This window comes from Bradyrhizobium huanghuaihaiense (assembly GCF_007830635.1).
Taxonomy (GTDB): Bacteria; Pseudomonadota; Alphaproteobacteria; order Rhizobiales; family Xanthobacteraceae; genus Bradyrhizobium; species Bradyrhizobium huanghuaihaiense.
This window is the reverse complement of the sequence record NZ_VLLA01000024.1, coordinates 62,077-76,197: the sequence shown is the minus strand read 5'-3', so window position 1 is coordinate 76,197 and position 14,121 is coordinate 62,077. Positions and strand designations below refer to the sequence as shown.

Here is a 14,121-nt window from a genome sequence, read left to right as displayed (position 1 = left end):
TATCGACACGTATCCGGTTGATGGGCGTTGAAGGCTATGATCTCTTGACTACGGGGCGACGGCATGCGGAGCGTGCTTGAGGTGCTATGCGACGACAACCCAGTGATCGTTCGATAAAGATTCTGTTCGCTTCTTCGGGGGGCCTATGCGCTTTCCCGGGATGTACAACGCAGCTCGTTCAGCCTCAATCTCGCGCATTACTGGGCGAACTCTGCCACATTCGTGCGGCCTCTCCCGGGGGGCCGAGATTCGATCCCGCGCAATCCGAAGAGTCGCGCAACGACGCAGACAACTTGATCATCCTATGTCCAACGCATCATCGTTTGGTCGATCAGGATCCGACCACTTACACAGCGGATTCGTTGCTTCTCATGAAACGGCGCCATGAGAGCCGCGTCGCAGCATTTCTCAGCTCGGTTGCTGTCGAGCTTACTGACAAGCAGGCTACCGACCTCTCGCGACAGGTGGAGGACGAATCAGTCGACTTCGCAGTTGTCGTCGCGTTGCGGAAGGAATTGGCTGCGCTTAAGCATTATTTTCCTGAGCTGGTACCGATTTCGTCGACATCGGATTCGACCCGCACGTACCTTCGCGGAACGATTCCAACAAGACGCGGCGGCTCGTATCGAGTTGTTGCCACTCTCCTTCATTCGATGGGAAATCTCGATGCCGCACATGCGACATCGGACCTCATCCACAAATGGAAGCCGCGATTTGTACTTGTGAATGGAATTGCTGGTGGAATCTCTAGAAAGGATCAGGGCTTCGGCGATATCGTGGCCTCGAACTCCATTTTCTATTATGAGCTCTCGAAGGTTCGACCCAATCATCAGGAGCATCGAGCTCGGCAATTTCAGGCGGACCCCATCCTCGTGGATGGAATACTGAACTTGACCGACTCAACGTGGCGCGCACATTTGCCTTCAAGGCCCGATGGGAAAAGCGCGAGCGCCATCGAGCCGAGAATTCATGTCGGACCAATTGCCTCTGGAGAGAAGGTGATTGCTTCAAGCGAGGCTGCCCAAGAGCTTCGGTCGTTGCAACGCGATCTCATCGCAATTGAGATGGAGAGTGCAGGAGTCGCTTCTGCGGCATTCAGCGCTGTCAAGAAGGTGGGATTCTTGACGATCCGAGCCATCTGCGACTTCGCCGACGGCAAAAAGAATGACATGTGGCAAGAGTACGCAGCGTATTCCGCGGCTTCGTGCTTGCGAAGCTTCATTGAGTCGCGCCCAGTTTCCCTCTCGGAGGGGGCGTGGCCGAAGTCCGTTGCTTCGGTAGCGGCAACGAAGTCGCGTATTTCGATAGCTCAACGTAAGAAATTGTTCGATGAGCTGTGTACGGCGTTCGATATGGAAGAGTTTAAGAACCTTTGCTTTCTCCTGGGCGTGGACATTGACGAAATTCCCGGCGACCGCAAATCGGCCCGGGTCAGAGAGCTAATTTTACTGTTCGAGCGGCGCGATACGTTGCACGTATTGGAGGAAGCCGTCGATGAAAGGACACGTTAACGGAAAACCTGAGCATTCAGGCTGATGCTTTCGGCGGTGTCCGTAAGCCGTCGATACGCACTGAAATGCATGTCACGGACAGATCGGGCATTGAAACAAGGACTCCAATCGAAGCGGCCAGGACCGAGCGTGAACTCTCGTGACTATCACGAACAATCACCCACTACATGCCCCAGTCTCCGCCTCCTACAGCTCGATCAGAATCTAAAATAACAGCAAACTCAAATAGATAATAGACGCCGCAGGCTCATGCACAATCATCCCTCAGGCGATCCCTCGCCTTCGCAGGCCGACATCCAGATGACGAAAGCGATCATCGACATCGCAAAGCCGCTGGGAATTGCCGTGCACGATCACATCATCGTCGGCAGGAGCGGGCACGCGAGTTTGCGGGGGATGCGGTTGATCTAGGGCACCAAATCAGGCGACAAGAACGGCAGGTCATGCCGGAGGCAGCGAAGAGCTAGAGCGCAAGCGCCTTAAAGCGCGATGAGATTTGGCTGAAATCGTCATCGCGCTTTAGTTTCTTGTTTACGCATGATCCTTCCGGAAAACCGCTTCGCACTTTTCCGGATCATGCCTCAGTAACAATAACGGGAATCGACCCGGACGTAGTAGCCGTCGGGCCGCTGCATGTAGCAGCCGCGCTGATAGGCGTAGTAGCCGGAGCGGCGGCGCTCGCCTTCGGAGGCGATCGCGGCGCCCGTGCCGGCACCGACGACGGCACCGATGGCCGCGCCGCGGCCTCCGCCGAGCGCGCCGCCGACGATTGCACCACCGACACCGCCGATGATCGCGCCGCCGATGGCATCCTGGGCCGCCGCTTCATGCACCGGCACCGCCATCGTGACCGTCAGACATGCGGCGATTCCGAAAATTCCAATGCGAAGACCTCGAAACATGCGCGTCCTCCCTGTGGTGAGGTGAGTTTTAACGTCCGGCGGGGATTCGGGCCAGATCAAATCGCCCCTTCCGTCGATCCCAAAGCGCGGAGGAATGTCGCCCTGGTCCCACCGCACGCGGTATGCCGCGCGCTCCGACCTCATTTGTCGACCGCGAAGGCGAGCACGATCCTTTCGGGTGTCTGCTTGAAATCCTTGGTGACGGCGTCGCGGACGAGCCCTGCGAGCTCGTTCAACGGCTTGTTTTCATAGGGACGGGGGAATTGAACCGTCACCAACACCAGCCTCCCGTTGTGCCAATTGAAGCCGACCGCCGGCTTGACGCCGGTCGATTGCTCGAGGTCCGTCTCCACGGCTTTCGACTGCCTGAATCCCTCCGTCACCGTGCTGACGGCATCGCAGCCCGCAAGGATCGTCGCGCAGACGAGCAGCAGCAAAAATCTGGACATCGGGATTCCCACCAGTGATGACTGCGAACATGATTGGTCATAAAGCTCGCATCGTCAACGAATGGTTGCGCCGATGAGTTGACACTCGCCGCCTTCAAACCGGCCGCGAGCCGGTCATTCTGGTTCGACCCAGCGCTGCACGGCTTCGGCGGTGTCGGCCGGGGTGGAGTTGAAGCAGATCGCGGCCTCCGGCGCGAGGCGGTGGACGAGGTTGAGCACCTTCTCGAACAGCAGCAGGCGTTCCTTGGGCTCGCGCAGACCGGCGCCGATCACGATGCAGTCAAAGCGCTCCTCGCGCAGCGCCGCCGCGACGCCGGCTTCGGCGGCCGCGTCGAGATCGATCAGGCAGCTCGTGACCTCGAAGCCGCGATCGCGCAGGCGCAACAGCTGCGCCTCGATATAGTTGCGCACGAGATCCGGCGTGAGCTGCGGGAAAGTGCTGTAATCCGCAACGCCGGGTTCGATGCCGATCGCGAGGACACGCTTGGTCATGCAGGCCTCCTTGCCGGATCCTGTCCGATTGCTAACGGGCGGACGCTCCTGCGGGTTCCCGTGGGCCCTCCACACTGTGCCGCCAATTTTCCCGCAAAAGCTGTAACCCAGTTCACATGCGCAAGACCGGCAACCTGCCAGGTTTGCAGCAATCACGCTGGTCTCACGCGCCGATCACGGCGCCCGGTTCATTTTGACCTGCATGGAGATTCGTTCATTCATTAATTTGCGGGAGCGGAAAATGGTGTCCTTCGAGAGTTTGAAGAGCGAATACGAGCGCAATTGGGCCAATCTCGAGATCCGGCCCGGACGCCACTCCGACGCGAATGCGGTTGCACGCAAGGCAATCAACGGCAAGGCGACCTATCAGCAGATCGAGCGGCTGACCGGCGTTCCCTGGTATTTCACGGCGCTCTGCCACTACCGCGAATCCAATTTCGATTTCGACACCTATCTCGGCAACGGCGAAACGCTTCATCGCACGACGACCATCGTGCCGAAAGGACGCGGCCCGTTTGCCACCTTCGTGGACGGCGCCGTGGACGCGTTCAGGATCGAGAATTTCATCGGCGCGCAGGACTGGAGCATCGCACGGATGCTGTTCCGGCTCGAGGCGTTCAACGGTTTCGGCTACCACGCCAAGGGCGTGAATTCGCCCTATCTCTACGGCGGCTCGAACCTGTACGGCCCGCCCGAGGCAAGGGCCGGCAAATTCGTCCGCGATCACGTGTTCGACCCGAACCACGTCGATTCCCAGCTCGGCACGGCCGCGATCCTGCATGCGATGCTGGCGCTGGATTCCTCAATCACGCTCGACGGCAGCCCGCAATTCGCAGGCCGCATCGAGCCGGAGGATGATGCGGCTTCGACGGTCGTGCTGATGCAGCAGGCGCTCAACAGGCTCGGCGCCAATCCGCCGCTCGCCGAGGACGGCATCAGCGGGCCCAAGACCAGGGCCGCGGTCTCGCGGTTTCAGCAGCAGAACGGGCTCAGGGATACCGGCCTCCTCGACGGGGCCACGGTCGCCGCCATCACGCGCGCGACGCAGCCGGGAGGGGTCATGCAGGGCGGCGATCTGTCCCAGGTCCTGACGCGGCTGGAAGACCTCGCGCAGGTGCTGCGGCCATCGGGCGGCGGAACGCTTCCGGCACCGGCGATGCCAGGCAACACGCTGCCCGCCACCAACGATCCGATCAGCCTGTTCGAACGGCTGTTCTCCCTCATCAACAACAAGACGACGCCGATGCCAGGACCGGTCACGCCGACGAACCCCGCTCCCGTCGATCAGTTGAAGCAGGTCGTCGACCTGCTCAGCACATTGCTCAACAAGAACGGCAAGCCCGTGCTGGGCCAGGTCAATGGCGCGCTGGGCGAGACCATCGGCAAGCTGCTCGACGGCAAGAAGACCGCGCTCGGCATCGGCGGCTCGCTCATCACTGCGTTGCTCTCTTCGGTGACGGCGAGCCCCAGTGCAGGAGGTCTTGCCGGGCTGCTCGGCACGATCGTCTCGGCGGTGCCGGGCCTCGGCCAGTTCGCGATGCCGATCTCGCTCGCGCTCACCGCGTGGGGCGTGCTCGGCAAGCTGGAGAAATGGGCACAAGGCACCGCGCCGCCGCCGAAGGTGACGGCGTAGTCGCGTTGGATGAAGGCCGAGCGTTTCGCCACAGAACAGGCGCACTCCCTCTCCCGCTTGCGGGAGAGGGTTGGGGAGAGGGTGTCTCGGCAATCGAGGACCCCCAAGAGGAGAAAGCCCTCACCCGGCGCTACGCGCCGACCTCTCCCGCAAGCGGGAGAGGTTGCACCGAGCCTGCGGCGCCCCCGATTCAACCAAAGCCATTCTGCTCGAGTACATGATGACTCGCGCACCTGGCGGCGCGCTTACTGACGCAGCATGATCAGGGGATCGGCGGTGTCGGGGACGCGCCGCCACTGCGCGTTGTCGTCGGCCTCGAACTGCCAGACATCGCCCGATTTCGACATCAGGATGATCTGGCCGCGCTCGAGCCGCCATTGCGTCGGATTGAACTGCGCGATGGCGGGATCGCATTTCGGCTTGAGGAAAACCTGGAAATTGTCCTGGCTTGCTTCCGTGTTGGTCAGCGTCAATCCGCACACCGGCTGGCCGTTGCCGCGCACCATCGACCAGTCGCCGATCATCTGGTCCATCGACTTGGCCATCGAGCGGGCGGCGGCGAGGTCCTGCAGAATGTAGACGCCCTCGCCCTGGCGCAGGCCCTCGAAGATGCCGGCCTCGACCTCGGTGAAGTCGATCACGGCTTCACCGGTCGCATCCTGCAGGCGCACGATGTCGAGGCCCTTCACGCTCCAGGCGACGATGTCCTTGGTGAAGGGCAGCGCGGCCTTGCAGGCCGGCTCCAGCTCCAGCTTGTAACCGTGACCCGCGGCGTCGGCCTTGAGGGTGACGACGCAGGTCTTGCTGCGCTCGGTGGTCGAGAGCTCCCACTGCCCGGGCATCGTCTTCTTCAGGGTCGTCGCATCCTGCGCATGCGCAGAACTCATCTGAGCAATGCCCATCGCGGCAGCACATGCCGCGATGGCGAATGCGAGGACCCGAAGACCGACCATCAGCGCCCCTTGAACGGCGTTTCCGCAACCGGCGTCAGCGGCGCCTTGCCTGAGAACCATGACTTGAGGTTGTCGACGACGAGCTGGTCCATCGCGTTGCGCGTCACCACCGAGGCCGAGCCGATATGCGGCAGCAGCACGACGTTCTGCATGGTCTTGAGCTCATCAGGCACGTTCGGCTCGGCCGCGAACACGTCGAGGCCGGCGGCGAGGATGGTGCCGGATTTCAGCGCCTGGACCAGCGCCGGCTCGTCGACCACGGAGCCGCGCGCGACGTTGATCAGCACGCCGCGCGGGCCGAGCGCCTTCAGCACCTCGGCATTGATCATCTTGTTGGTCGAGGCGCCGCCGGGCACGATCACCATCAAGGTGTTCACGGCCTTCGCCATCTCGATCAAATCGGGGTAGTGCTTGTAGGAGACGTCCTTGGACGGATTGCGCGAGTGATAGACCACCGGCACCAGCGAGGCGTCGAGCCGGCGCGCGATGGCCTGACCGATCCGGCCCATGCCGACGATGCCGACCTTGCGGTCGCGCAGAGAGCCGACGCTGAGCGGATAGTTCTGCGTCTGCCAGAGCCCGGAGCGGACATAGCGGTCGGCCTTGATGAACTCGCGCAGGGTCGAGATCAGAAGGCCCATCGCGACGTCGGCGACCTCCTCGGTCAGCACGTCGGGCGTGTTGGTGACGATGATGTTGTGCTCGGCCGCGTATTTGGCATCGATGTGGTCATAGCCGACGCCGAAGCTCGCCACCATCTCGATCTTGGGCAGCTGCGACAGCGAATCCTTGTCGGCGCGGACGGTGTGATAGGTCACCGCCACGCCGCGGATTTTTTCGCGGATCGCGGGCGTCAGACGCTCGAGATCACCGCGCGTCTCGGCCTTGTGCACGACGAAATGATCGGAAAACCCGCTTTCGAGGATCGGCCGCACCGGTCCATAAATCAAAAGATCGATCTTTTCGGACGAAATCGAACCGGTAGACATCAGTTTTCCTTTCCAAGCGCGCTTTCGTGCCAGCGCCGTAAAACGAGGTGGGAAACTAGCGCCAGCACCCCATAGATGACAATCCCGGCCAGCGACAACAAAAGCAGCGCGGCGAACATGCGGGGTATGTTCAAGCGGTAGCCCGACTCGGCGATCCGGTAGGCGAGCCCGGAGCCGGCGCCGGCCGTTCCGGCCGCAATCTCGGCCACGACCGCGCCGATCAGCGACAGGCCGCCGGCGATACGCAATCCGCCGAGGATATAGGGCAGCGCCGCGGGCAGCTTCAGGAAGCGCAGGGTCTGAGGCGGTGAGGCGTCATAAAGCTGGAACAGCCCGGCGAGATTGCGGTCGACCGAGTTCAGCCCCAGCGTGGTGTTCGACAGCACCGGGAAAAAAGCGACGATGAAGGCGCAGACGACGACCGCGGTCTGCTGCTCCAGATAGATCAGGAGCAGCGGTGCGATCGCGATCACGGGCGTCACCTGGAGCACGACGGCGTATGGGAACAGCGAATATTCGACCCATTTCGACTGGTTAAACAGCAGCGCCAGCGCGATGCCGCCGATGCTGGCGGCGATGAAACCTTCGAGCGTCGTCAGCAACGTGGTCGCGAGCGATTGTGACAGCACCGCCCAGTCCTTGATCAGTGTCAGGACGATGACGGACGGCGCCGGCAGCACGTAAGGCGGGATGTCCTTGATGCGGACGACGAGTTCCCAGGCGAGGAGCCCGGCCGCGAACACGATGACGGGCAGCACGAAGCGCATCGCGCGTTGCGCGGGTGACGGTTTCGCGATGACGGGGGCTTGCGCGTTCATAGCGTCGATTGCCCCGAATAGGACGGCGCCAGCGCGGCCGACACGCGCCGGCAATAATCGGAATAGGCAGCGGAGGTACGAAACTCCTCGCCGCGCGGTTCGACCGTCTCGATGCGGATGTCGGCCTGGATGCGGCCGGGCCGCGCCGTCATGACCACGACGCGCTGTGACAGATAGACGGACTCGAACACCGAATGCGTGACGAAGATGACGGTCTTGCCAAGGCTGCGCCACAGCGTGAGCAGGTCGTTGTTGAGGCGGAAGCGCGTGATCTCGTCGAGGGCTGCGAACGGCTCGTCCATCAGGAGGATGTCGGGGTCGGTGACGAGCGCGCGCGCCAGCGACACCCGCATCTTCATGCCGCCGGAAAGCTCGCGTGGGAATGCGTCGGCGAAATCGGCGAGCCCGACGCTGGCCAGCGCCTGATCGGCCCGCGCGCGCCCTTCCGCCTTCGGGACGCCGCCAAGCTTCAGCGGCAGCCGCACGTTCTCGCGCACGCTGGTCCAGGGCATCAGGGTCGGCTCCTGGAACACGAAGCCGATGCCATGACCCGGCTGCGCGGGGCCCTCGTGATGCGCCACCCGCACGGTGCCCGACGACGGCGCGCTGAGCCCCGCGATCAGCCGCAGCGCCGTCGACTTGCCGCAGCCTGACGGGCCGAGCAGCGCGATGAACTCGCCCTTGCGCACCGCGAGGTCGAGCGGCCCCAGCGCCATGACGCCGTTGTCATACGTCTTCGTCACGCCGCGCAGGCTGACGGCGAGAGCCGTCAGGCTGGCCTCGACGGCGGACGAGGTTGGGGCAGCGGACATCGGCCGCGCGTTACGGCTTGTTCGGACGCAGCTCGACGCCGACGCCCTTGTTGACGAAGCGCAGCGTGTAGGATTTGCGGAAGTCGAGATCCGCCTTCACGACGCCCGCCTTCACCATCTTGTTGAAGAAGGAGGTGTAGCGCTCGTCGCTCATCGCGCCGATGCCGTTCTTCAGGCTGTCGCCGGAATCGACGATGCCGTATTCCTTCATCTTGGCGACGGAATAGGCGAGCAGATCGTCGGTCATCTCCGGATTGAGCTTCTTGATCAGGGCATTGCCGGCGGAATTGTCGCGATAGATGTAATTGTACCAGCCGATCATGGAAGCATCGACGAAGCGCTGCACGAGGTCAGGCTTCTTCTCGACGACGTCGCGGCGGGTCTCGATCAGGGTCGAATAGGTGTTGAAGCCGTAATCGGCGAGCAGCAGCACGTTCGGCTTGAAGCCGGCGGCCTTCTCCACCGCGAACGGCTCGGAGGTGACATAGCCCTGCATCGCGCTCTTGGGGTTGGCGATGAAGGGCTGCGGATTGAAATTGTAGGGGCGGACGTTCTTCTCGTTGAAACCATATTCGGACTTCAGCCACTGGAAGTAGCTGGTCATGCCCTCCTTGGAGACGAACAGCGTCAGCGGCTTGAGGTCTTCGATCTTGGCGACCTTGGCATCGGGCTGCGTCAGCATCACCTGCGGATCCTTCTGGAACACCGCGGCGATGGTGACGACCGGGACGTTGTTCGCCACCGCATCGAACGACATCAGCGTGTTCGCGGCCATGAAGAAATCGATCTTGCCGGCGATCAGCAGCATCCGGTTGTTCTCGTTGGGACCGCCGGGGACGATGGTGACGTCGAGCCCGTACTTCTTGTAGGTGCCGTCGGCCACCGCCTGGAAGAAGCCGCCGTGCTCGGCCTCGGCGACCCAGTTGGTGCCGAAGGTGACCTTGTCGAGCGTCTCGGCACGCGCCGGCAGGATCGAGACCAAAGCGGCCATCAGGCCTGCCGTTAACGCTCGCCGCAGATGAGAGGGGCTCATGAGTGCACTCCGTCGATCGCTTCTAGCCGATACCAAGCCAACGCGATAAAACCGCATGACATTGGGGACGCGAGCCGGTCGGGCCCGCGTCCCCTCATAACCCAAATTACGTGACAAATTCGGGCAAAGAAACCTTGATGACGCCATCCCGCGCCTGGACCGAGATCCGCTGGGCCGATGCGCCCCCTGCGGATGTGTCGCGCTGGATCGCGGTGCTGCCGTTGGCGGCGACCGAGCAGCACGGCCCGCATCTGCCGCTCGAGACGGACGTGCTGATCGCGGACGCCTATCTCGCGCGCGTGCGCGAGGTGCTGCCCGAGAACATTCCGGCCAGCTTTCTTCCTGTTGAGCCGATCGGCATTTCCACCGAGCATATCGACTATCCGGGGACGCAGACGTTGCCGACCGACACGGCGCTGAAGAGGTGGACGGGAATCGGCGAGGAGGTCGCGCGTCGCGGCGTGAGGAAGCTCGTCATCATCACCAGCCATGGCGGCAACAGCGCGGCGATGATGCTGGTGGCGCAGGATCTGCGCGCGCATCACAAACTCTTTGTGGTGACGACGTCATGGTCGCGGCTCTCGGGTGCGGACAAATTGTTCCCCGCCGATGAAGTGCGCCACGGCATCCACGGCGGCGCGGTCGAGACCTCGATCATGCTGGCGCGCTATCCGGGTCAGGTGCGCAAGGATGCGATCGCGGATTTTCCAGCGAGCAGCGTGGCGCTGGAAAAGCAGTATCGCTGGCTGTCGACGCAGCGCCCCGCGCCATTCGCCTGGCAGGCGCAGGATCTCAACGCCAGCGGCGCCGTCGGCGATGCGACACTGGCCGTGGCCGAGAAGGGCGAGCAGCTGATCGATCAGGGTGCGCGCGCCTTTTGCGAGCTGCTGGCCGAGGTCGATAACTTCGACGTGAACAGGCTCGCCAAGGGACCCCTCGGCTAGCCCATATCCAACTGAAATTATTCGGGAAATGACCGGCTTTCGGAGGCGCCAGGTACGCTTTCGAACCTGACGCGGCATGCCTCCGTCCAACTGGGCACGCGGACCACAACGGACCGCCTCAACCCGGATGGAGTTTCACATGTCGATCAAGACCAAGATTGCCGCCGCAGCCCTCGCTGCCCTCGCCGTCACCGGCAGCATCGCGTCCACCACCACCGCGGCCGAAGCCAAGCAGCCCGGCTGGGTCTGGGGCGTCGGTGCCGGCATCGCCACCGCCGCCGTCGTCGGCTCCGCGATCGCCGCCAGCAACGACCCCTATTACTACGGCTATCACCGCTGCGGCTGGGTCGCCCAGTACAACGCCTTCGGCCAGTACGTCGGCCGCGTTCGTACCTGCTACTGATCTGAGTACCTGAGGCCGATCTCCCACGTGGATCCTGCGTCCGACACGGGCGCCTCATCCACCCCGTGTCGTGCCCCCGACCCGCCCGGCTGTCCCCCCGGGCGGGTCACCCATTTTTGGGGCCGGTAATTTGTTGCAGCCCCGTCACACAGCGGTGCGAACCATCCTCTGCGGCAACGCGCGCCAGTTGCTATTGCGAATTAATCGCAATAAGGTTCGCAGCAGGTCCAGGGGCTTGGGACGAAGTCGCGCCATATCGAGATCATCTCGGTCGATCGCGTCGGCAACCGAGACCTGATGACAGAGTGGCCGCGAATCGGCAGGGATATCGCGGCGCGTGGGACACATTCGCGTTTGGGGGCGTTTCGCTTTGACGTTGAGAGGTCACCGTTACAGGTATTTGCGAACGGCCGCGGCAATCGCCACGGGCGTGATGGCGTTCCCCGCTGCCGGCCGCGCGGCCGATCTGCCGCTGAAGGCCCCGGCCCTGAAAGCCGTCTATGACTGGACCGGTCTCTATATCGGCGCGCATGCGGGCTACAGCCGCGGCTCGTCGCGCTTCGCACTGAACGACGGCACCGCCATCAGCGACAGCGGCGTCTTCAGCGGCACGATCGGCGGCGTGCAGGCGGGCTACAATTACCGGCTCAATTCCGGCTGGCTGGTCGGCGTCGAAGGTGATTTCTCGTTTCCCAACTACATCACCTCGAACTCGATCGTCTCCTTCCTGGCGACACCGGCCAACACCGTCACGCAGCAATGGGACTACACCGCGAGCCTGCGCGGGCGGGTCGGCTACACCAGCGGTCCGTGGCTCGTCTATGCCACCGGCGGCTTTGCGTGGATGGGCGAACGCTATTTCGACGCGCCGGCCTCCGGCGAAGCCGTCCCGAAGATCCTGAACACGCGGCCCGGCTGGATCGCGGGCGCCGGCATCGAATACGGCTTCGCGCCGCATTGGAGCGCGCGGCTCGAATATCTGTACAGCCGCTTCGACAGCGCCAACGTGGCGTTCTCGACGGGCGCGCAATACACCTCCTCGGCGCTCGACTTCCAGACCATCAGGCTCGGCCTCAACCGCAAGGTCGATTGGCCGGGCGTGCCGGGCTACAACCCGAACAGCTCGCTGATCGACACGGAATCGGATCGCTGGGAGATCCACGGCCAGAGCACCTATCTTCCGCAAGGCTATCCGTCGTTCCCCGCGCTCTACAGCGGACCGAACTCGCTCTCGCCGTCGCGGCAGGCCAAGGCGACGTGGAGCAACAGCCTGTTCCTGAACGCGCGGCTGTGGGACGGCGGCGAGGTCTATTACAATCCCGAGCTGCTCCAGGGTTTTGGATTGAACGACACGGTCGGCGCGGCCGGCTTCCCCAACGGCGAGGCGCAGAAGTCGAACTTCCCCTACCCGCACTACAACACCTCGCGCCTGTTCGTGCGCCAGACCTTCGGCTTCGGCGGCGAGCAGGAAGAGCTCGCGAGCGGCCAGTTGCAGCTCGGACAGAAGGTCGACGTATCTCGTCTCACCGTTCAGGCCGGCAAGTTCGCGGTGGTCGACGTGTTCGACGGCAACGCCTATGCCAAGGACACCCGCAAGGACTTCATGAACTGGTCGATTTGGGCGCCGGGCGCCTTCGACTATTCCGCCGACAAGGTCGGCCTCACCTATGGCGTCACGGCCGAGCTCAACCAGAAGCAATGGGCGCTGCGCGGCGGCTATTTCCTGATGGTTGCGGAGTCCAATTCAAACCATTTCGACACCAGGGTCGGCGAGCGCGGCCAGTATGTGCTCGAGCTCGAGACGCGCTACTCGCTGCTCGGCCAGCCCGGCAAGCTCCGCACCATGGGCTGGGTCGACAGCGCCAACATGGGCAGCTTCCGCGAGACGCTGGACAATCCCGCGCTCAATCTCGACATCGCGCAGACCCGGCGCGGCCGTCTCAAGGTCGGCTATGTCGTCAACGTCGAGCAGGCGATCACCGAGGACCTCGGCCTGTTCGGCCGCTGGAGCTGGAACGACGGCAAGAGCGAAACGCTCGCGTTCACCGACATCAATCGCAGCCTGTCCGGCGGCCTGTCGATCAAGGGCACGAAATGGGGCCGCCCCGACGACGTCGTCGGCATCGGCGGCGCCGTCAACGCGCTGTCGCAGGACTATCGCGACTTCCTCGCCGCCGGCGGCCTCGGCGTTCTCATCGGCGACGGCGCGCTCAACTACCGCAAGGAGCGCATCCTCGAAACCTATTACGCCTACGCGCTGAACAAGAACCTCACGCTCACCGCCGACTACCAGCTCATCGTCAATCCCGCCTACAACGCGGATCGTGGGCCGGTGTCGGTATTCTCGGGGCGGCTGCACGGCGAGTTCTGAGCCACGGCTCAGAACAGCAGCGCAACACCCGAGACGAACAGCAGCGCCAGCACGATCTTGCGGAACGCGGCCTCGTCGATCCGGCCGAACAGTTTCAGGCCGAGCCAGGTGCCGGCGAACAGGAACGGCAGGCCGAGCGCGAACAGCTTCGCCGTGTCTGATGTGAGCGATCCCTTGGCACCGAGCCACAGCGCCGCCATGGCGAACACCACGACCGCGACCGGCTGAAACGTGGCACGCTGCGCGTCCTTGGGCAGGCCGCGCAGATTGCACCAGATGGTGACGACGATGCCGGCAAGGCCGGTCAGCCCGCCGAGCAGCCCGTTGACGAAGCCGACCGTGATGTCGGCGACCGGCGGTACGTCGGTGGCGAGCTTGAGCTGCGGCCGGAAGAATGCATAGAGGCTGTAGGCGATCAGAATGGCTCCAACCGCGATGCGGACACTCTTCGGATCAGCCCAGGTCAGAAGCGACACCCCGGCCGGCACGCCGATGACTGCACCGACGATGAACGGCCACAGCCGGCGCCAGTCGAGCGCAGCGCGCAGCTTCCAGACCGAGTAACCCTGCACGAGAAGGCCGAAGCCGACGATCAGGCTGGCGCTCTGAATCGGCGTCAGCACGTAGAGCCACAGCGATGCCGCGACGAGGCCGAAGGCGAAGCCGGAGAGGCCGGCGACGAACGCGCCGGCGAAGGTGGCCAACAAAAAAAGCGGAAGCTCGATTGCGATCCCGTCCATTGCTCGCTCCATAGAACAGCGAGCAGCGCTTGCGTGGGATCACCACTTCACGGGGAGGCTGCGACATCCCC

At 63.3% G+C, this 14,121-nt stretch carries 14 protein-coding genes and 2 pseudogenes; 7 read left to right on the top strand and 9 right to left on the bottom strand.

Translation table 11 applies throughout. The features are described 5' to 3' along the window. Window positions 1–86: 86 nt before the first annotated feature. From IQ16_RS47700 to IQ16_RS35160, 3 genes and pseudogenes are all read left to right on the top strand, one after another. Window positions 87–323, top strand: a pseudogene (locus tag IQ16_RS47700) (HNH endonuclease signature motif containing protein); the annotation flags it as partial. 48 nt (window positions 324–371) lie between these two features. Next, a complete protein-coding gene (locus IQ16_RS35165) occupies window positions 372–1,511 on the top strand; it encodes a phosphorylase family protein (protein ID WP_223153803.1) in 1,140 nt (379 codons plus the stop codon). A gap of 246 nt (window positions 1,512–1,757) precedes the next feature. After that, window positions 1,758–1,922, top strand: a pseudogene (locus IQ16_RS35160) (JAB domain-containing protein); the annotation flags it as partial. A 170-nt stretch (window positions 1,923–2,092) separates the two neighbouring features. Here IQ16_RS35160 and IQ16_RS35155 read toward each other — a convergent pair. The 3 genes from IQ16_RS35155 to IQ16_RS35145 all read right to left on the bottom strand — a co-directional run bounded on the left by IQ16_RS35155 (window position 2,093) and on the right by IQ16_RS35145 (window position 3,354). Continuing rightward, entirely contained in the window at window positions 2,093–2,413 is a 321-nt protein-coding gene (locus IQ16_RS35155) for a YMGG-like glycine zipper-containing protein (protein ID WP_018644079.1), read from the bottom strand. 140 nt (window positions 2,414–2,553) lie between these two features. After that, window positions 2,554–2,862: a hypothetical protein gene (locus tag IQ16_RS35150; RefSeq protein ID WP_026312160.1), complete on the bottom strand. Its 309-nt coding sequence runs from the start codon at window positions 2,860–2,862 to the stop codon at window positions 2,554–2,556. 114 nt (window positions 2,863–2,976) lie between these two features. Beyond that, window positions 2,977–3,354 (bottom strand): hypothetical protein, encoded by a 378-nt coding sequence (locus IQ16_RS35145; RefSeq protein ID WP_018644081.1) that lies wholly within the window; start codon window positions 3,352–3,354, stop codon window positions 2,977–2,979. A gap of 241 nt (window positions 3,355–3,595) precedes the next feature. On the opposite strand from IQ16_RS35145, the gene IQ16_RS35140 reads away from it, so the two are divergent. Next, complete coding sequence (locus IQ16_RS35140; RefSeq protein WP_018644082.1) at window positions 3,596–4,987, top strand: peptidoglycan-binding protein; 1,392 nt, start codon at window positions 3,596–3,598, stop codon at window positions 4,985–4,987. 245 nt (window positions 4,988–5,232) lie between these two features. On the opposite strand, the gene IQ16_RS35130 is transcribed toward IQ16_RS35140, so the two are convergent. Genes IQ16_RS35130 through IQ16_RS35110 form a run of 5 tightly spaced genes read right to left on the bottom strand, consistent with a single transcriptional unit; the run spans window position 5,233 to window position 9,592 of the window. Continuing rightward, on the bottom strand, window positions 5,233–5,940 hold the full coding sequence (locus IQ16_RS35130) for an AprI/Inh family metalloprotease inhibitor (protein WP_018644083.1): 708 nt from the start codon (window positions 5,938–5,940) through the stop codon (window positions 5,233–5,235). Beyond that, window positions 5,940–6,929 (bottom strand): 2-hydroxyacid dehydrogenase, encoded by a 990-nt coding sequence (locus tag IQ16_RS35125; protein ID WP_018644084.1) that lies wholly within the window; start codon window positions 6,927–6,929, stop codon window positions 5,940–5,942. The genes IQ16_RS35130 and IQ16_RS35125 overlap by 1 nt, the downstream gene beginning before the upstream one ends. Further along, window positions 6,929–7,747 carry an ABC transporter permease gene (locus IQ16_RS35120; protein WP_018644085.1) on the bottom strand — a complete coding sequence of 273 codons (819 nt, stop codon included), beginning with the start codon at window positions 7,745–7,747 and terminating at the stop codon, window positions 6,929–6,931. The genes IQ16_RS35125 and IQ16_RS35120 overlap by 1 nt, the downstream gene beginning before the upstream one ends. Beyond that, a complete protein-coding gene (locus IQ16_RS35115; RefSeq protein ID WP_018644086.1) occupies window positions 7,744–8,559 on the bottom strand; it encodes an ABC transporter ATP-binding protein in 816 nt (271 codons plus the stop codon). The genes IQ16_RS35120 and IQ16_RS35115 overlap by 4 nt, the downstream gene beginning before the upstream one ends. Before the next feature lie 10 nt (window positions 8,560–8,569). Next, a complete protein-coding gene (locus IQ16_RS35110) occupies window positions 8,570–9,592 on the bottom strand; it encodes an ABC transporter substrate-binding protein (RefSeq protein ID WP_018644087.1) in 1,023 nt (340 codons plus the stop codon). Between the two features lie 137 nt (window positions 9,593–9,729). Between IQ16_RS35110 and IQ16_RS35105 the strand changes: the two genes are divergently transcribed. From IQ16_RS35105 to IQ16_RS35095, 3 genes are all read left to right on the top strand, one after another. Beyond that, window positions 9,730–10,536, top strand: a complete 807-nt coding sequence (locus tag IQ16_RS35105) for a creatininase family protein (RefSeq protein WP_018644088.1) — start codon at window positions 9,730–9,732, stop codon at window positions 10,534–10,536. A gap of 139 nt (window positions 10,537–10,675) precedes the next feature. Beyond that, window positions 10,676–10,939, top strand: coding sequence for a hypothetical protein (locus IQ16_RS35100; RefSeq protein ID WP_026312161.1), 264 nt, complete (start codon window positions 10,676–10,678; stop codon window positions 10,937–10,939). Between the two features lie 433 nt (window positions 10,940–11,372). Continuing rightward, window positions 11,373–13,310, top strand: a complete 1,938-nt coding sequence (locus tag IQ16_RS35095) for a carbohydrate porin (RefSeq protein WP_244635993.1) — start codon at window positions 11,373–11,375, stop codon at window positions 13,308–13,310. Window positions 13,311–13,318: 8 nt separating this feature from the next. Here the strand turns inward: IQ16_RS35095 and IQ16_RS35090 are convergent, their stop codons facing one another. Further along, a complete protein-coding gene (locus IQ16_RS35090; RefSeq protein ID WP_018644091.1) occupies window positions 13,319–14,050 on the bottom strand; it encodes a sulfite exporter TauE/SafE family protein in 732 nt (243 codons plus the stop codon). Window positions 14,051–14,121 lie beyond the last annotated feature (71 nt).